This window comes from Arthrobacter sp. 05L417, from assembly GCF_056397865.1.
In genome coordinates, this window is sequence record NZ_JBFTOG010000003.1 from 97,883 (window position 1) to 115,572 (window position 17,690).

General features: G+C 62.0%; 17 protein-coding genes. 4 read left to right on the forward strand and 13 right to left on the reverse strand.

Annotated elements, in window-relative coordinates; all coding sequences use genetic code 11:
- Nucleotides 1–87: 87 nt before the first annotated feature.
- A complete protein-coding gene (locus AC1DJW_RS03825; protein ID WP_476900780.1) occupies nt 88–1,104 on the reverse strand; it encodes a hypothetical protein in 1,017 nt (338 codons plus the stop codon).
- A 100-nt stretch (nt 1,105–1,204) separates the two neighbouring features.
- On the reverse strand, nt 1,205–2,275 hold the full coding sequence (locus tag AC1DJW_RS03830) for a Gfo/Idh/MocA family protein (RefSeq protein ID WP_390279499.1): 1,071 nt from the start codon (nt 2,273–2,275) through the stop codon (nt 1,205–1,207).
- A 147-nt stretch (nt 2,276–2,422) separates the two neighbouring features.
- On the opposite strand from AC1DJW_RS03830, the gene AC1DJW_RS03835 reads away from it, so the two are divergent.
- Genes AC1DJW_RS03835 through AC1DJW_RS03845 form a run of 3 tightly spaced genes read left to right on the forward strand, consistent with a single transcriptional unit; the run spans nt 2,423 to nt 5,489 of the window.
- On the forward strand, nt 2,423–3,520 hold the full coding sequence (locus tag AC1DJW_RS03835) for an efflux RND transporter periplasmic adaptor subunit (protein ID WP_476900781.1): 1,098 nt from the start codon (nt 2,423–2,425) through the stop codon (nt 3,518–3,520).
- Nucleotides 3,521–3,522: 2 nt separating this feature from the next.
- Complete coding sequence (locus AC1DJW_RS03840; protein WP_476900782.1) at nt 3,523–4,311, forward strand: ABC transporter ATP-binding protein; 789 nt, start codon at nt 3,523–3,525, stop codon at nt 4,309–4,311.
- 8 nt (nt 4,312–4,319) lie between these two features.
- Nucleotides 4,320–5,489 carry an ABC transporter permease gene (locus AC1DJW_RS03845; protein WP_476900783.1) on the forward strand — a complete coding sequence of 390 codons (1,170 nt, stop codon included), beginning with the start codon at nt 4,320–4,322 and terminating at the stop codon, nt 5,487–5,489.
- 129 nt (nt 5,490–5,618) lie between these two features.
- Here AC1DJW_RS03845 and AC1DJW_RS03850 read toward each other — a convergent pair whose 3' ends face one another.
- From AC1DJW_RS03850 to AC1DJW_RS03875, 6 genes are all read right to left on the reverse strand, one after another.
- Nucleotides 5,619–6,320 (reverse strand): ABC transporter ATP-binding protein, encoded by a 702-nt coding sequence (locus AC1DJW_RS03850; RefSeq protein ID WP_476900784.1) that lies wholly within the window; start codon nt 6,318–6,320, stop codon nt 5,619–5,621.
- Between the two features lie 2 nt (nt 6,321–6,322).
- Nucleotides 6,323–7,771: an ABC transporter permease gene (locus AC1DJW_RS03855; RefSeq protein ID WP_476900785.1), complete on the reverse strand. Its 1,449-nt coding sequence runs from the start codon at nt 7,769–7,771 to the stop codon at nt 6,323–6,325.
- Between the two features lie 199 nt (nt 7,772–7,970).
- The gene (locus AC1DJW_RS03860) at nt 7,971–9,071 is read right to left on the reverse strand and encodes a substrate-binding domain-containing protein (RefSeq protein WP_284751888.1); all 1,101 of its coding nucleotides are present in this window, start codon (nt 9,069–9,071) and stop codon (nt 7,971–7,973) included.
- A gap of 51 nt (nt 9,072–9,122) precedes the next feature.
- On the reverse strand, nt 9,123–10,391 hold the full coding sequence (gene mmsB, locus AC1DJW_RS03865; RefSeq protein ID WP_390279509.1) for a multiple monosaccharide ABC transporter permease: 1,269 nt from the start codon (nt 10,389–10,391) through the stop codon (nt 9,123–9,125).
- 44 nt (nt 10,392–10,435) lie between these two features.
- Entirely contained in the window at nt 10,436–11,992 is a 1,557-nt protein-coding gene (gene mmsA / locus AC1DJW_RS03870) for a multiple monosaccharide ABC transporter ATP-binding protein (protein ID WP_284992025.1), read from the reverse strand.
- 138 nt (nt 11,993–12,130) lie between these two features.
- Nucleotides 12,131–13,321 carry an ROK family transcriptional regulator gene (locus tag AC1DJW_RS03875; protein WP_390279511.1) on the reverse strand — a complete coding sequence of 397 codons (1,191 nt, stop codon included), beginning with the start codon at nt 13,319–13,321 and terminating at the stop codon, nt 12,131–12,133.
- Between the two features lie 240 nt (nt 13,322–13,561).
- On the opposite strand from AC1DJW_RS03875, the gene AC1DJW_RS03880 reads away from it, so the two are divergent.
- Nucleotides 13,562–14,371, forward strand: coding sequence for a carbon-nitrogen hydrolase family protein (locus AC1DJW_RS03880; protein WP_476900859.1), 810 nt, complete (start codon nt 13,562–13,564; stop codon nt 14,369–14,371).
- Nucleotides 14,372–14,399: 28 nt separating this feature from the next.
- Here the strand turns inward: AC1DJW_RS03880 and AC1DJW_RS03885 are convergent, their stop codons facing one another.
- The 5 genes from AC1DJW_RS03885 to AC1DJW_RS03905 all read right to left on the reverse strand — a co-directional run bounded on the left by AC1DJW_RS03885 (nt 14,400) and on the right by AC1DJW_RS03905 (nt 17,689).
- Entirely contained in the window at nt 14,400–14,807 is a 408-nt protein-coding gene (locus AC1DJW_RS03885; RefSeq protein WP_390279515.1) for a hypothetical protein, read from the reverse strand.
- 125 nt (nt 14,808–14,932) lie between these two features.
- Complete coding sequence (locus tag AC1DJW_RS03890) at nt 14,933–15,250, reverse strand: hypothetical protein (RefSeq protein WP_459340654.1); 318 nt, start codon at nt 15,248–15,250, stop codon at nt 14,933–14,935.
- Nucleotides 15,234–16,661, reverse strand: coding sequence for a hypothetical protein (locus tag AC1DJW_RS03895; RefSeq protein WP_476900786.1), 1,428 nt, complete (start codon nt 16,659–16,661; stop codon nt 15,234–15,236). The genes AC1DJW_RS03890 and AC1DJW_RS03895 overlap by 17 nt, the downstream gene beginning before the upstream one ends.
- Entirely contained in the window at nt 16,662–17,459 is a 798-nt protein-coding gene (locus AC1DJW_RS03900) for an ATP-binding cassette domain-containing protein (protein ID WP_459340652.1), read from the reverse strand. It abuts the gene before it with no gap.
- Entirely contained in the window at nt 17,450–17,689 is a 240-nt protein-coding gene (locus AC1DJW_RS03905) for a hypothetical protein (RefSeq protein ID WP_345450052.1), read from the reverse strand. Before AC1DJW_RS03905 ends, AC1DJW_RS03900 begins: the two co-directional genes overlap by 10 nt.
- Between the last annotated feature and the right edge of the window lies 1 nt (nt 17,690).

Genomic DNA, 17,690 nt, shown 5'->3' on the forward strand with positions numbered 1-17,690 from the left:
TCGGTCCGCAGCAAACTGCGGGAGCGCCCGGATCGGCCGTTTGCCGCGGCCCGAAACGGTCTTTCGGGGAGGCGGCAGGGCTCGGAACTAGTCAGGGGAAGAACCCGGGTCAAACGACACCGGAGCCGGAACTCTGCCGGCAGCAGCCGTGGACACGAGGGTCCCGGCCAAGGGGTAAAACAGGTTCGTGCCTTGGAGCCAGGCAGCAGCAGCCCCCGAAGGATTGCTGGAAAGGACTGCAGAGCCGCCCACGGTGTCGCTGCCGCCCGGGGTGCCGGGCGGGAACGTCCCGTCGGACGGAGGCGCGGAAGGATCCCCGGTACGGCTAGCCCAGACTGTCGCCTTCGAAGATGTCCCATTCAGGCCCGGCGGGCCACTGGCGCCAGCCAGGCCGAGCAACTGGGCCGCGACATCCCGAGCCGGCGTTGTGAGGACCCCGCCAGCGGTGCCAAGAACAGGGGGTCCCTCGGAAAGAGCTTCGGCAATTCCGACGTCATCGGGGAACTGGATGGCAGGGACCGTTATGGCTATTTCGGGGATGATGACTGGAAGGCTGCCACCCGGAAGCGTCTCCACGGTGGATCCGACTACTCCCAGTGCACGGGTAACGGCGCGGCCAACCACGGAGCCAACGCTTGACCCAACCCCATCGACCGCGCTGGCTGCTGGCGATACAACGGGTGTTGTCACGCCACTAACGGTTCCCTCAGGAAGGACTGCGCTGACCACGGGAGCGCTGGCCACCAGTTGGTCGACGTTTCTAGCCAGCTGCGGAAGGTCCGCCGGCCCCTGGACCGCCGGCAGATGGACCGAGGGCAGATGGACCGCCGGGACTGGAACGGACGTCACAGCCGGGGCAGGTACGGACGCGACACCTGCCGGATCGGCGTTGCCGAGGGTCCCGGATAGGTCCCTGGCAGCGTTGTGCACGACGTTTGACACTGAGGAACCCGCGCCGCCCAGAAGGGTGTGGTTGTTGGTGCTTCCGGAATCGGCGTTGGCTGCCGCGGAGGAGAGGGCCATCCAAACAACGGCGCCGGCACCAGCGAGCATGACGGAGCGGAGAATATGAAGAACGCGCGGCTTATTTCGCTTGACTTCCATCTCGACACCCCCCAGCGTCAGCTTGGATCGACGATCGCTCCCATCCTAGGCCTCCCTAGTTAACTAGTCCAGACGTTGGACGACGGATTCGTCATTGAGCTCAGCGGGCGTCGTTGGCGTATCGGACTCCGAGCTGGGATCGCACCCCGTCGAAGAGACGCATGGTGTTCAGCGAATCGTCCAAGGGCATCACGGGACTTTCGGTCAGTCCTTGCTGGACACAGCGGGTCACCTCACGCAGCTCGTAGGTGTAGCCGATCCCTACCGCGTCAAAGCGTTCGATCCGGGGTTCGTCCCAGCCGGTTCGAATCAGAAGCTCGCGCGGATTGTTGATGGACCCTTGCGTCTGGAGGAAGCCCTTGGAGCCGGCAACGGATGCCGATCGTGGCCCATGGGCCAGCAGAGAAGAGGTCAGCTGGGCGATAGCACCGCCGTCGTAAGCCAGCGTGAGCGCATTCTGGGAGTCGACGCCGTCGTCCGTCAAAGTGCCGATTGCGCTGACCGACTGCGGGAAACCGAGGGTGCCCAAGGGCCACAGCAGGGCATACACCGTGAGGTCCAAAAGGGCTCCGCCGCCGTCCGCCGGGGCCCAGATGCGGGCGGAAGGATCGTAAGGGGCGGGGAAACCAAGGTCGGCGCTGACCCACTTGATGTCGCCCAGTTCGCCGGACGCTGCAATGGCGAAGGCCCTCTGCATGCTGGGCAGGAAGCGACTCCACACGGCTTCCATGAGGAACAATTTCCGTTCCCGGGCCAAAGCGACGAGCTCTGCCGCTTCACGGCCGTTGATGGTCAGGGATTTCTCGCACAGGACGTGCTTGCCCGCGTTGAGGGCATCCCTGACAATCTCGAAGTGCTGGGCGTGCGGGGTGGCCACGTAGACGACGTCGACGGCGTCATCGGCGAGCAGCCGCTGGTAGCCGGGCACATCGCCGTCGTCCCCGTAGGACTTCGTGACCCCATGCCCGGCAGCAAAGGCGTCCGCCGATTCCTGGCGCCGAGAACTCACGGCGTAAAGGTTTGCGTCCTCGAGCTGCGCGAGGTCGCCGGCCACGGTCTTGGCGATCCCTCCGGTTGCGACAATTCCCCAGTTCAGGGCCTTGCCGGTGGCTGCGCGGGGATCCTGGTTCGGCTGGCTGAACAACCACGGCTTGGCGATATGCAGACTCATGCGGCCTATCTTCTCATTCCGCCGCAGGCGTCATGCAGCACACGCTCAAGTCACGAGCCATCTGAACTTCGTCGGAGCCATCGCCTAAGCTGATGGTCATCATCCCTCGCGGAGAGGTTCTGTGGGGAGTTACCGAATGGAGTAGGGATGGGTGTTTTTCGACGCGTCATTTTGCCTGTGGCATGGCTGCTGGTTTTTGCAGTGATCGCTGTGGCCTTGGTGAAGATCGCCTTCGTGGACGGGCTAAAGCCGGCGGGTGCCGAACCGGCCCCGATGGCCAGGGTGGAGACGCCCGTTGTGCCCGCCGCGCGCGCAACGGTCACCAATACTGTGCAGATCAAAGCCACCGTTCAGAGCGACGCCGTTGTCGGTGTCCGGAGCACGGCGGCGGGAACGGTTGTGCATATCCACGTGGAGCCGGGCGTGACAGTGGCCAAGGGGGACAAGCTCTTCCAGGTCAAATCCGAGCGGGTCAAGCCTGCCGGCGCTGCCACAACGCCGGGAGAGAAGACCGCGTCCGAACCCGTCTACGTATACACGGACGTGCTCGCTCCCGCCGCCGGAAAGCTCGATGAACTGACTGCCCTCCTTGACCAGCAGTTAAGCGTGGGCCAGGCTGTGGGCAAGGTCGATCCTGGGACATTCACGGTTTCCGGCCCGGTCAACGCCGCCCAACAGTATCGGCTTCTTGCCAAGCCGGGCTCAGCCCAGATCTCCCTGGTGGGTGGTCCGGCTCCGTTCACCTGCCCTGCGGTGACGCTGAAGAACAACGCCAACGACGCCGGAGCTACTGTCGGCGGGAGCGGAACCGGCGGCGCGGGAATGGCCGCGGCGGCCGGCGCGCTGCCGTTGGCCGCGGCTGGACCTGGTGGTGCAACGCAAAGTGACAGCGTGAGCACGGGGACGCTTGGTTGTCCTGTGCCGGCCGGAACGGAAGTCTTCGCCGGCTTGGGAGCAACCATGACAGTGAGCGCGGGCGAAGCCAAGGACGTGGTGACCGTTCCCCTGACCTCGGTGAAGGGCAGTGTCAAAGAAGGTATTGTCTGGGTGGCCGCTGCAGCAGCCGAGGGTAAAGCACCCGAACAACGGCCTGTAAAGCTGGGCCTCAACGACGGCGACAAGGTGGAGGTGCTCTCCGGCCTTGCCGAAGGGGAGCGGGTGCTTGAATTCGTCCCCGGCGCCCCGGCCGCTCCTTCCCAGCAAGGTTACGGGCCGGGCCCGGCGTACCGTCCGGCGGGGGGCTAGGCATGGAAAGCCTCGTGAGCCTGCGCGGCGTCACGCGTACCGTGGTGCTGCCTGATGATCAGAAGCTTCATATCCTCCGTGGGATCGACCTTGAGGTTTCCGCAGGCGACCACACCGCGATCATTGGCCGCTCCGGTTGCGGGAAGTCAACACTGCTGAACCTCCTGGGTCTGCTGGACGTACCCACGGACGGCGAAATCCAGTTTCTTGGCACACCTGTGCTACAAATCGGTGGCAACGCACGTGCCCGGTTGCGCGGCTCCACGGTGGGGTTCGTGTTCCAGCAATTCAACCTGCTCCCCGGACGTAGCGCACTGGACAATGTCATCACGCCGCTTCTTTACGCACGCGGCCGCGATTTCTTGCGGCGACGTGAACTGGCCATGGACATGTTGGACCGTGTGGGACTTGCTGGCCGTGCCCGGACCATGCCGAACATGCTCTCAGGTGGTGAGCAGCAGAGGGTGGCCATCGCGCGGGCCCTCGTCCGGCGGCCCCGTTTGATCCTTGCCGACGAACCCACAGGCGCGCTCGACGTAGAGACCGGGCAATCGGTCATGGCACTCCTGGACCAAGTGGCCGCGGAGTCAGCCGCGGCACTCGTGACCATCACACACGACAGCAATGTGGCGGCACTGGCACGGTCCAGCTTCCGTCTGGACTCGGGCGTTCTCCATCCCCTTGACGGCCAGGGGACTCCGGGGATCGCTTTGTCGGGACCGGCCTTGTCGGCACTGGTTTCCTCGGGACCGGCTCCGTTGGGACCCACATCGTCGGAGGTCCGTCGATGATCGGTTTCATGTCAGCCATGGTGGAAGCCTGGCAAGAATTGCGGATCAATAAAGTCCGGATCCTGCTGGCTTTGCTGGGCGTAGCGTTGTCCGTCGCGGCACTCACTTCCGTGGTGGGCGTCGGCAACCTCGCCCGCGAGGGATTCAAAGCCTCGTCCGAGCGCACCGGCGGACGCTCAGCCACGCTCGCACTCGGGGTCAACGGTCCAACCCAGCCGGATCCCGCGCGCCTGGATGTGGCTTATCAGTCCATCGTTGACCGTTACGGTATTGCCTTCTCCTCCCACGAGGGCCACGCCGAACAGCCGTTCCAGTTCCCCCGCGGCGTCCAGTCCGTCCAAATGGTTGTGGTGGACCCCGGATACGGCGTCATCCACCGTCTGGAGTTACAGCAAGGGTCTTGGTTTGCCAGCGACGACGAACAGCGGCTGGCGCCCGCCGTTGTCGTCTCTGAAGCGTTTTACAACGCGGCAGGCAGGCCCGATCTTGCATTGCAACCCGGTGTCAAGACGGCAGGCGAGCAGGAATCGAATACGGTGATCATCGGCGTCGTGCCGAACACCTGGCCGGACGCGCCTCCGACGGCGTACATCCTGTCCGGCGCCGCCAAGCAGATGGGAGTCAACCAGCTTGGTGGGCAGTTCAGTGTATGGGTACAGGACGGGCAAGCAGAAATGCTCTCAGCAGCCATCCAAGCCGATTTGGCGCAACAGTTCCCCGAAATGAACATCACGGCGCAGCGGATGGACTTTGCCGCCCACGGAGATCCGCTCGCCCCGGTGCAGCTGGTGGTGGGCGGTATCGCAGGCCTGGTCCTCTTATTGGGCGCCGTAGGGATGTTGAACATCTCGATGGTCACAGTCCGCTACCGGGTGCGGGAAATCGGTATCAGAAGGAGCTTCGGAGCTACCTCGGGGCGGATCTTCCTGGGGGTGATGATGGAGTCCGTCGTTGCCACCGCAGTGGCCGGGCTCGCCGGTGTCATGGTGGCCGTGGCGGTGGTCAAGCACCCCTGGATCCAATCAAAGGTTGCCCCGGCCCTGAGCCAGTACCCGCCGTTCCCCATCGAAGCGGCCATGCTCGGTTTCGGAGCTGCCGTACTGGTGGGCGCGTTGGCCGGCGCCATCCCGGCCCTTGTGGCCGTGCGCGTCAAGGTTATTGACGCGATTCGCTTCTGAGGGCTGCCCGGGGCTCGCAGCCCGGCGTCGCCCGGGCGCCCTCGGCAGCCACCAGCAGGCCAGACGGAAGGGCCGGAAACCATTCGATTCCCGGCCCTTCTGTCCCTCAATGATTTGTCAGAGATAGCATCAGGCCCCGGCAACCACCCGTGGACGCACAGTTTCCTCGCTCAGTTTGCCCTGTTGAAGCCTGAAGCGGCGCTCGGTCTTCTGAGCCAGGCTCCGGTCGTGCGTCACCACCAGAATGGTGGTGTTGTGGTTCCGGCTCAAGGAACTGAGCAGTTCGATGATGTGCTCGCCGGTCTGCTCATCCAGGTTGCCGGTGGGTTCGTCTGCCAGGATGAGCTTCGGCTCGTTGGCCAGCGCCCGGGCAATGGCAACCCGCTGCTGCTCGCCGCCCGAGAGCTTGTTGATGCGCCGGGACTGTTTGTCAGGATCCAGCTGGACCTGCTCCAGGAGGGACCGCGCACGCTCCAGGCGGGCAGCCTTCCGCATTCCGGCGAACTCCATGGGCAGCATCACGTTGTCCACAGCGGAGAGGTTGGGGATGAGGTTGAACTGCTGGAAAACGAAGCCGATGTCCCGGCGTCGGTATTCGGTGAGTTTGCCGGCGGGCAGACCGGCCAGGCTGACCCCATCCACTACGACATCCCCGCTGGTGGGCTTGTCGAGGGCGCCGAGCAAGGAGAGCAGGGTGCTCTTGCCGCTGCCGCTCTTACCCACGATCGAGGCGAGGGTGCCCTTTTCGAGCTCGAAGCTCACGCCATTGACGGGCTTGATGGTGCGGTCGCCGGACTTGAACTGGCGGACCAGGTCTTTGACTTCAATCATGGCTATTCTCCTCGGAGGACTTCGATGGGACGGATGCGGGCTGTGAGCAGCGCTGGTACCAGGGCGCCCACGACGGCGACGCCGAAAACTGCGGCAACGCCGGCCGCAATGACGCCGGGGGAGGCGATCGCCGTGACCGAGGTCAGTAGCTGGGAGGCTCCGCCGAAGGGGCCGCCCCCGCCGGGAAGACCAGCGCCGCCGAAGCCTCCGCCGCCGGGGCCGCGCTGGCTCGCGGCCGACGTCGAGGTGTTGGAACTGATCAATGCCGATGCGATGCCGCCGCTGGCGAAGGAGGCAATGGCTGCGCCGACGACGCTGCCGAGCGCGACGAGGACGAGGGCTTCGAGCACGAACTGCAGGCCAATGGTCCGGTTGCGGGCTCCGATGGCCTTCAGGACTCCGATCTCACGGCGGCGCTCGCGGACCAGCATGACCATGATGAGCAGGATGATCAGGCCGGCGGTGCCGAGGGCTGCGATGAAGGCGACGAGTGAGATGTTCTTGACGCTGTCCAGGGAACTGACGGCGGTTTCGAGGTTCCGCTGGCCCTGTGTGACGTCGGCCTTGCTGGAGCCGAGTGCAGTTTGAAGCGCCGTCTTGGCAGCGTCCACGTTTTCCATGCTGTTGACGGTGACCACCATGCTGGAGAGCTCGCCCGGAGTCGCGGCGAGGGCCTGGGCCTCGGCGAGTGTCGTGTACACGGCGTTGTTGCCGAAGGTGGTGCCGGCGTCGAAGATGCCTGCGACCGTGAACGTCTTGCCGGCGATGGTGAAGGTTGAGCCGGCCTTGAGGTTGTTCTTTGTCGCGAGCGTGGTTCCGACGAGGGCCTTGGTGCTGGCCACGGTGTAGTCGCCCAAGCCCGTGCCGCTCGTGATGTTCAGTGCCTTGCCGGAAGTGTCCACTTCGGCGCCGACGCCGGTAGCCGTGATGGGCAGCGAGAACGCCGGCGCGGTTCCGGTGCTACCCGAGCCGGTGCCCGTATTTCCCGAGCCGGTGCTGCCGCTGGTGTTGTTGCGATTGCCGAGCGTTCCGGCGTCGATCGCTGCTTGAAGGTTTGTGGTGACGCTCGTGCCGCCGCCGGGACCGCCACCTGGTCCGGCCTGCTGCGTCGTCGTGCCGGTGGTTGAGGTCGTGGAGGCCGCCGTTGCGGTCTCGAGCCGCAGCGCCTTGGTGCCCACCACGGAAACGACGTTTGGTACCGCAGCCGCCGTCGCGGTCTGGGCCGTGGTGAGCGGCTCGCCGCCGCCGTCGAAGCCCTGAGCACCGGCGGGGTTTACGGTTAAAACCGTGCCCACGGAGGCGTTGAGCTCCTGGACTTTGCCGCCAACGGCTTGGTTGGCCACGAGCATGGCCAGCGCCAGCCCGATCGCGACGGCCAGGACTGCCACTACAGCCGCAGTTCTTATCTTGTTGCGGAAGGCATTGCCTACACTCCGGGCGAGGACGCTCACGATTCTCCTTAGGGACCTGGCCCGCCCCAGCGGCGCGCCTGCTCACCTAACAGTGCTCACCGGGGCTGTGCGGCTGCGCAGTTGAAGCTATGCGGGGCCTGTGAAGCGTTGCGCCACCGCGGTTTGAACCGGACACGACGACGGCGGCCACCCCCTCGAGTGGGGATGGCCGCCGTCGCTGGTGCCTAGATGAGAACTACTACTTGGTGATCGGGCCGAGGACCGGATCGTCCACGTAGGCCGTCTTCACGTTGGCTAGAGTCACGATGACCGGGGGCAGCAGGTAGGCCGGCACGGTTTTGACGCCATTGTTGTAGGACTTGGTGTCGTTGATCTCCGGGGTCTTGCCGGACTGGACGTCCTGGACCATGGTGATGGCGTGCTCAACGAGCTTGCGGGTGTCCTTGTTGATGGTGGAGTACTGCTCACCTGCAAGGATGGACTTGACCGACTCAACTTCGGAGTCCTGGCCGGTCACGACCGGAAGCGGCTTGCCGGCCGCCTTAACCGAGGTCAGGATGGCGCGGGCCAGGGTGTCGTTCGGGGACAGCACACCGTCCAGCGAAGCGCTGGTGTAGGTACCTGCGAGCAGGGTATCCATGCGCTTCTGGGCGTTCTCTGCCTTCCAGCCCTGGGTGACGGCCTGCTCGAACGACTTCTGGCCGGAAACCACCTTGAGGGTTCCGTCATCGATCTTCGGCTGCAGGATGCTCATGGCGCCGTCGAAGAAGACCTTCGCGTTGGCGTCATCGGGGGAACCTGCAAACAGCTCGATGTTGTACGGGCCGTTTGGCTTCTTGGCCTTGAGTCCGTCCAGTAGGGCCTGGCCCTGCAGTACGCCGACTTTGAAGTTGTCGTAGGCCACGTAGTAGTCCACGTTGGAGGTGTTCAGGAGCAGGCGGTCGTATGCAATGACCGTTGCGCCGGCGTCCTTGGCCTGCTTGAGCTGCGTGCCCAGCTGGGCGCCGTCAATGGCGCCGACGATGATGAGCTTGTCGCCCTTGGTGATCATCGCGCTGATCTGGTTCTGCTGCTCCGAAACGCCACCGTTGGCGAACTGCACATCCGGCTTGAAACCTGCGCTCGTGAGCCCGTCGTTGAAGAGCTTCTCCGCCAGGACCCAGTTCTCACTGGTCTTCTGGGGGAGTGCGACGCCGATCGAGGATCCCTTGGGGAATGCCTCGCTGCCGCTGGATGAACCACCGGAGCTGCCGCTGTCCGTACGGCCGCAGGCCGTCAGCGCCAGTGCCGCGATCGCAGCTACTGCTGCTGCCTTTCCTGCTTTACCAAACATTCGCATATCTTGGTTCGCTTTCTTTGTTGTGGATGGAACAAGTCGTCTTGAAGCCGATCAGGCTTCCTTGGAGATGACTTCCTTGGTTGAGGTTGTCTCGTCCGGGGCGTTTTCGCTGCTCCGGCCGAAGTTCTTCATCATCATTCCGATGATCGATTTCTTGCCCTGCGTCTTGTTGTAGACGTCGAAGGCAACTGCTGCCAGCAGAACGAGGCCCTTGATGATCTGGGTGAGGTCCGCGCCGACGCCGAGCAGTTGGAGGCCGTTGTTGAGGACAGCCATAACGAGGCCACCAACGATGGAGCCGATCACGGTGCCCACGCCGCCGGTGACCGCTGCGCCACCGATGAATACTGCAGCGATCGCATCCAGTTCCCAGCCGACGCCGTCGAACGGACCCGAAGCGGTGGAGCGGCCCACGAAGATCATGCCGGCGAGGCCGGCAAGGATGGACATGTTCATCATGACCATGAAGTTGACCTTCTTGGACTGAACTCCGGAGAGCTCGGCCGCGTGGCGGTTGCCGCCGACTGCATAGATGTGGCGGCCAATGACAGTCTTGGCGGAAATGAAACCGTAGATCAGGACCAGCACGGCCAGGATGAGGCCTGGGATGGGGAACGAGGTGCCGGGGCGGCCAGTCGCGAACAGGTACGTGGCGTAGAGGATGGCTGCGTTCACCAGCACGAGCTTGGTGACCATGACCCAGCCTTCTTGTACTTCGGCGCCCAGTGCCTGGGCGGTGCGGCGGGAACGGATCGCACTGATAATCACGAAGGCGACGGCGATAAGGCCCAGCAGGATTGTCAGGTTGTTATACCCCGTCTTCGGCCCTATCTCGGGCAGGTACCCGGAGCCCAGGTACTGGAAGTCTTCGGGGACCGGAACGGTGTTGGACTTGCCGACGAACTGGTTGAAACCGCGGAACAGCAGCATGCCCGCAAGGGTCACGATGAATGCCGGAATGCCGACGTATGCCGTCCAGAATCCTTGCCAGGCTCCGATCAGGGCTCCGAGCAGGAGCCCGAACAGGACTGCTGCGTACCAGGGCAGGTGCCAGTCCCTGATGGCCAGGGCCACCGAGATGCCGACGAAGGCCGCTACCGAACCTACGGAAAGGTCGATGTGGCCGGCGATGATGACCAGGACCATGCCGATGGCCAGGATCAGGATGTAGGAGTTGCCGTTGAAGAGGTTGATGACGTTGCCCGGGGTGAGAGTGCGGCCCGAGGTGAAGATCTGGAAGAAGATGACGAGTGCAACCAGGGCGAAGATCATGCCGAATTGGCGGGTGTTGCCACCGAATAGCTTCTTGAGCGCGTTCATTGTTTTGGGTCCTTGTGTCCGTGTGGTTCTGGAGATGACCGGGGTCAGGCAGCTTTGCGGCTGGATGTCATGAGCTTCATGAGGCTTTCCTGGCTGGCTTCGTCCTTGTTGAGTACGCCAGTGATGGAGCCCTCGAAGATGGTGTAGATACGGTCGGAGAGGCCCAGCAGCTCGGGAAGTTCGGACGAAATCACAATGACGCCCTTCCCTTGGTTGGCCAGCTGCTGGATGATTCCGTAGATCTCGTACTTGGCCCCAACGTCGATTCCGCGGGTGGGTTCATCCAGGATGAGAAGGTCCGGATCCGTGAACATCCATTTCGCGAGCACCACCTTCTGCTGGTTTCCGCCGGAGAGCTTCGATACGCCTTCCTCCACCGAGGGGGTCTTGGTGCGCAGTGACTTCCGGTATTGCTCGGCCACCATGAATTCCTTGTTGGTGTCCACAACGATTCCCCGGCTGATCTTCTTCAAGTTGGCAGACACCGTGGTGGTCTTGATGTCGTCCAGGAGGTTCAGTCCCAGGCTCTTGCGGTCTTCCGTGACGTAGCCGAGACCCGCGTCGATCGCCTGGCGGACACTGCGCATGGTGATCGGCTTGCCGTCCTTGTACACCTGTCCCGAGATGAACCGGCCGTAGGAGTGGCCGAAGACGGAGCGGGCGAGCTCGGTGCGTCCGGCGCCCATCAGGCCCGCAAAGCCGACGATTTCACCGCGGCGCACATGGAAGCTGGAGTTCTTGCAGACCAAGCGGTCCTGGATCTGGGGATGCCCGACGGTCCAATCCTTGACCTCGAAGAACACCTCGCCGATCTTCGGCGTGTGGTCGGGGAAGCGGGACTCGAGCGTCCGCCCGACCATGCCCTTGATGATCCGGTCCTCGTCGACGCCGTCTTCCACCACGTTGAGCGTCTCGATGGACTTGCCGTCGCGGATGATGGTGATCTCGTCCGCGATCTGCTCGATCTCATTGAGCTTGTGGGAAATGATGATGGACGTGATGCCCCGGCCCTTGAGGCCAAGGATCAGGTCCAGCAAGTGCTGGGAGTCCGATTCGTTGAGGGCGGCAGTGGGCTCGTCCAGGATGAGCAGCTTGACGGACTTGTTCAGGGCCTTGGCGATTTCCACCAATTGCTGCTTGCCGACGCCGATTTCCTTGATGGGGGTATCCGGGTCCTCGCGCAAACCAACCCGTGCGAGCAGTTCGATTGACCGCTTGCGTGCTTCGGCCCAGTCGATGATGCCGCGACGGACGGGTTCGTTGCCGAGGAAGATGTTTTCCATGATGGACAGCTCGGGGATCAGCGCCAGTTCCTGGTGGATGATCACGATTCCCGCGTGTTCGCTGGCCCGGATGTCCTTGAACTGCTGGACCTCCGCCTGGTACACGATGTCGCCGTCGTAGCTGCCGTAGGGGTAAACCCCGGAGAGCACCTTCATCAATGTGGACTTGCCTGCACCGTTTTCGCCGCAGATCGCGTGGATTTCGCCCACCTTGACCCGGAGGCTAACGTCCGAGAGCGCCTTGACTCCGGGGAATTCCTTGGTGATGGACCGCATCTCGAGGAGAACCGGATCCTGGTGCGTTATGGGGGTCGACATACCCTCGCGCCTCCAATGTTTGACGTCGTTGTCGGCTCGGGGATGGCGAGCCTATCTGATGAGAAAGTAAACTGGATCACACCGCTTGTCGTCAAGACTTTAACGCAAGACGGCGATAACAGCGTGGTAACGAAATGTTCAGGACTGCTTGATACCGGCGTGCTGGAACACCAAAGCGGCCGCCCCAAGGGCCTCCGCCCGGGCGCCGAGCGAAGACATCGCCAAGTGCGTTGTCTCGCCGATTACGGGCACTGCGTGGCGGACGAGGCCGCGTCGGATCGGGTCCAGGAGGATGTCGCCGAGGCCGGCCAAGGGGCCGCCCACCACGATGACTTCCGGGTTGATGAGATTCGCCACATTGCCCAGTGCTCGCCCCACAGCGAGCCCCGCGTCGTCCACCACGCGAAGGGTTGCAGGGTCCCTCGCCAGGGCGTTCCGGACAATGTCCTCGGGCTCGAGGTGCAGTCCCGATCCCTTTCCGAGCAGCTCGATCATGGTGGTGGTGGAAGCCATCGTTTCCAGGCAGCCCCGGTTGCCGCAGCGGCAGATGGCGCCGTATTCGTGGATGGTCGCATGGCCGATTTCTCCTGTGATTCCCACCGCCCCGTAGTAGGGCGCCCCGTTGATGATGAGGCCCGCTCCGATGCCGGAACCGATCTTGAGGAACATGAGGTTATTGATCCCGCTGTGGGGCCCCCATGTGACCTCGGAGAGGGCGCCCAGATTGGCGTCGTTGTCAACGTATACGGGGAGATCGAGGGCTTCCTCCAGTCGTTCGAGAATCTGGATCCCCACCCATTCGGGGAGGATGGCTCCCTGTGCCACAGTGCCGGAACGGCGGTCGATCGGGCCCGCTATGCCGGCGCCCGCGCCGACTACCGCGCTTCGGTCAACCCCGCTTTCGAGCAAGAGTTTGTTGAGGAGTGCGACGGCGGCGCTGATGCCTTGTTCGGCGTGGTGGCCAAGGGGCAGCGTCACCGTTTCCTCGACGATGATGTGATAACCCAGTGAGGCCAGGACCACCCGCAGGTGGCGACGGCCAAAATCGATCCCGACGGCGACCGCGCCGTTGCTGTTGAGCCTGACGTTCAGCGCCCTGCGTCCGGAGCTCGTGATCGGTTCCGTGGAGACGAGTCCCGCGTCCTGCATGATCTTGACGATGTTGGACACCGTTGCCGTGGAAAGACCCGTCTGCCTGGCGAGTTCGGCCTGGGTGGATGGGCCGCTCAGCAGGCATTCGATGAGCCGCTGCTGGTTCAGGTGGCGCAGCGCTGATTGCGAGCCGGGGTTCTTGCGGTGGCTCTTCGTCGAGCTGGATGTTGCAGGCATGACATGAAGCGTGCCTCAAATCACAGTTGCAGTCAAGAAGTTAACGCAACGGCGTGAAGTTGCATCTTCGTCATGGACTGTGCCGCCAATTTGTACGATCCATCCCCCGCGGGCCGTCCGCAGGTCCATTTGTCCTGTGGGAGCGGACGGCGGCTGGCTAGGCTGGAACCACGAGTAATCCCGGGCGTGTCTCCCAAGAACGCCCGACGGGGGACGCAAGGTTCTATCGAGGTGGTAATGATGCTGCTGTCCGTTCTGCAGGCCAACGCTGTTGTCCTGGACATCGACGCCAATCTAAAGACGGTCGATGCGGCGGCGCAACGCGCTGCCGCGGCCGGCGCTGCCTTGCTGTTGACCCCCGAGCTCTTCCCTGTGGGGTACGCGCCGCTGAGGCTCCACGCGGAGTTGGATTTCGCAACGCTTCCGAGCATCCGGCGTCGCCTGGCGGACATCGCCCGCACGCACGGCATCGGACTCGTGTCCAGCCTTCCCGCACAGGCTGCCGATGGGGGCTGGCATATCTCGGCCACTCTTTTGGACGCGTACGGAACCGTGCTCCTGGACTACCGCAAAGTGCACCTCTTCGGCGAGGAGGAGCGAAAGGCGTTCTCCGCCGCCCGAGCAGCTCCCGGCGTTGTGGACTTCAACGGGATCAAAACGTCGCTGCTGATTTGCTACGACGTCGAGTTTCCCGAAAGCGTCCGCGCTGCGGCCATGCGGGGCGCTGAGCTTCTGCTGGTTCCCACAGCCCTGTCCGCGGGCTTCGACACGGTACCGCAAGTCCTGATCCGGGCCCGGGCGCTGGAGAGCCAGCTCAACGTGGCCTACGCGAACCACAGCGGCCATGAGGAGGGCTGTGACTTCCTTGGCGGAAGCGTGGTCGCCGGTCCGGACGGCTCATTGCTCACTGCCGCGGGGGATGGCGCGGCATTGCTGTTCGCCGAGATTTCCACGGAAAGCGTCAAAGCAGCACGGGAACAGGTGCCCTACCTGCGCGAACGCCGCCCCGAGCTGTACCGCGAGTGGGAAGCTTCTGCTCCAGAAGGTTGAGGTCCGAATGGATGGGTGGATGAGTAGCTCAGCGGTTGATTACGGGCACGCGTAATTCAATCGGGCGCGCCCACTTGCGGAATCCGAGAATGAGGCTGCGTCCATCGCCAAAGAATGGCAGAAGGAAGACTGCATGCAACAGGAACCAGTACTGCAGGAATGAACCGGGTGCCAGTAGTGCAACAAGCGCCCCCACCAAGCATGAAGCACCCGGACCGAGTATCGCCACGATTGCGATCTGCCACCCGTAGAGATGCCCGACGGGAATGACGGAGAAGCAAAGGATGCCGGAAGATACTACGACGTCGGAAATCCCGTGAAACAGCCTCATGCCCGCAACGTGAGACCACTCATGCACCAGAAAACCGCACAGCAGGCAAAGCACATGCACAAGAAGCCACAGGCCAGCCTGGAAAAGTATCGGGTCAGTGGTCATGGCGGCCAGGAAGGTGCACGCTGTGAAGCCGAGAGCCGCGGCGGCAAAAGGCAATCTACATGACCATATGAGTTGCTTGGCTATCAGCCCGGCAGTCACATCCCGGAGGGCGAACTTTCGAACGGTCAATCCGGGTCCGCTTGCAGGAGTCGCTTCTTGTGGAGCTTTAGGCGTTCCAGGACGGATGCAACGGCAACATAAAAGACCAGCGATGCCGCGAAGACAAAAGCGATGGGCGTGCCGTTCGACACCCCGATTTCCAATGCGGTCGCCCCGTCGGGCTTTGCATGGGGCTCGAAGAAGAGTGCGCCGAACAGGCCAAATTTCCTGACTCCTAATTCCGACGCCGAGAACATCGTGGTGATGAAACTTGCGACGACGACGATCATGGTGACAACAAAAGAGACTGTCAGCCCGACGATGAATCTAAGCAACCACTTCATGGCGTGCAATCCTTTCCATTCTTCGCATACCCAGGATGCTGTAAAAGACGACGAGCATGTTAAGCGCGGTGAAAATTCCCGCACTGATTATTGGATCAAAGTTAAAGACGTTCAAGCCAAGCGCCACAATCATGACGACTATCACCGTGAGCAGGACGCCGACGATGACGGTGAATGGGTTTCCCTTCTCGGGAGGGAAAGCGATGCCAACCAAGGTTGATATGAGAACGTTGCTCAAGCAGAATCCCGCCACGGGCAGGCACGCTTCGATGGCAACTCCCTGTGCCAAGGAAATTGCGATGGCTGGAATGCCGACAACCAGCAGGAGGATGCCTTGCGAGCCTATGAGCCGTAAGTAGTTCGCGACGGTGCTGCCTGGATAGGTGACCATGCGTCGCAGGGGCTCCGAGTTTGAAAATGCATAAACTCCCTGAAACGTTATGAGGGCAAGTGCGTAGGGCGGCAACACCAAATGCTCGAGCCAGGCGAATACTGAATAGATGGTGACAAAAGAGGCGGCCACCATTGTTTCGAAACTTCGAAACAAGACGAGAATGTAAACGCCGAACTTGCGATCTGCCAAGCGTGAAGGCAGGAAGACGAAGAAGCGACGCATCGGAACGTAGTTCCTGGGTGCGATGGCGACGATTGCCGGAATTAGTGCTGCTGATGTCGCAAGCAGAACTAAAGTGGAAAACAAGAGCCCGACGTCTTCCTGCAGCTTTGCGTATAGTAAAGCAGGCGCGAAGTAGTCCCGCCCGTTGAGGTAGCTTTCGGTGATCTGATTGCCCTGCTCGTTGGTTTGCGGAAAGGCGACCGCCAGCCCGAAAGCAAGCACCATCGGGACTATCAGGCCGCGAAGTCGAGCTATCCTGAGGGCCTGTAGAGCACGTTCAAGCAGGTAGTAGCCGAGGCTCAGAAGCAGGTACGTTGAAATAGCGGGGAACCAGATGGACGCCAGAACCCTCGGAATGTAATCCGTCCCCTCGATCAGCACGGTTGAAATGGAGAAAGCACCGAAAATGAACACAGTCACGAGGAGGACGAGGGACGACTCAAAGAGCGCAAATGCCATGGTCCTTTCCCTGTTGGTCACCGGCAGATTGAAGGAGAGTTTTAGAAGCTCGTCGGCCTTCATAAACAGCACCCGGATTAGTGTGTACGCAATAAGTACCCAGAATCCGACGGATGCGTTGGCTACTTGAAGAACAGGATCAAGTAGGCCGGTTCCACTGAGATACTGGCGGATGACCACATAGCTCAACGCGTTGAATCCGGCGAACGCGACAACGAGTAGGAAAATGGCAGAAAGCCGAGCAGCCGGGCTGGCCAGCAGTCCTCGTCCCAGGACGCGTCTCACGATGAAGAGCCAGAACAGTCGAAACAGCAGGACAACGCTCTTGAGGCGCATTTATGATGGTTCCATTGCCTGGATGAATTCGTTGGCAAGGTCAGCTATCGTGCCATGATCTTGGATAATTTTCCGGACCGGAGCCTGAACCACCAGGGCCCCTTGGATTAGAAGCGCCAGCTCGTCAGCGACGTGTTCCAACATGGCGAAGTCATGACTGCACAGTAGAACTGACCGGCCTTCTGTGGCAAGTTTCCGGATGTCCCGTTCGAAGAGGTTGATGGCATCGATGTCGACGCCATTGAGGGTTTCATCGATGACGGTAAACCTTCGTCGGAGCATGAACGCGGCGATGAGTTGCAATTTCTTCCTCATGCCGTGCGAGTAGTCTTCGATCAAATCGCGGTGCCTGTCGCGCATGGAGTACCTGACGAATTGAGTCCTCAGTGCCGCGTGATCCATGGGTTCTCGGTAGAGGCCGTGCATAAAGCGCAGGTATTCCTCGCCTGTGAGGAACTCAGGGAGGTAATCATTGCTGGACAGGTAGATCGAAGACATCTTGGCGCTGCGGCTCTGACTGCTTTCAGACCCGATGCGGATGCGGCCGCTTTGAAGTTGGAGCAGATCCAGGATGACCTTTATCAGGGTGGACTTCCCGGACCCGTTGGGACCAATGAGGCCCATGATCTGGTCCTCTGCGATCGTGAACGAAACATCATTGAGCACTTGGCTTCTGGAGTTGTAGGCGTAGTTGACGTTGGCAACGCTGAGAGTCATGAGGCGAATTCCGATGCTCTGGTCCTGGTGGCAGCTTGTCAGTGCCACCACGACGGTTGGCTTGCAGCTGGTTACCTGCATTCAACGAACACTGAGACGCCCCATTGGCTCCAACTCCAGTTGCCAGTGAACCGGCCTCGTCCCTGCGTCAAGCACCAGATGGCCATCGCTGCGAGCAATACAAAAGCAAGCGCCATCAGGACGGCGAGAAACACGAGAAACCAGCCATCGTAACGAACAATCATTTCGTCAATCTTGGTTCGTGCCGCTGCCATCGTGCTGCTTGCATTCAATGCGGTCGTAGTGAGCATT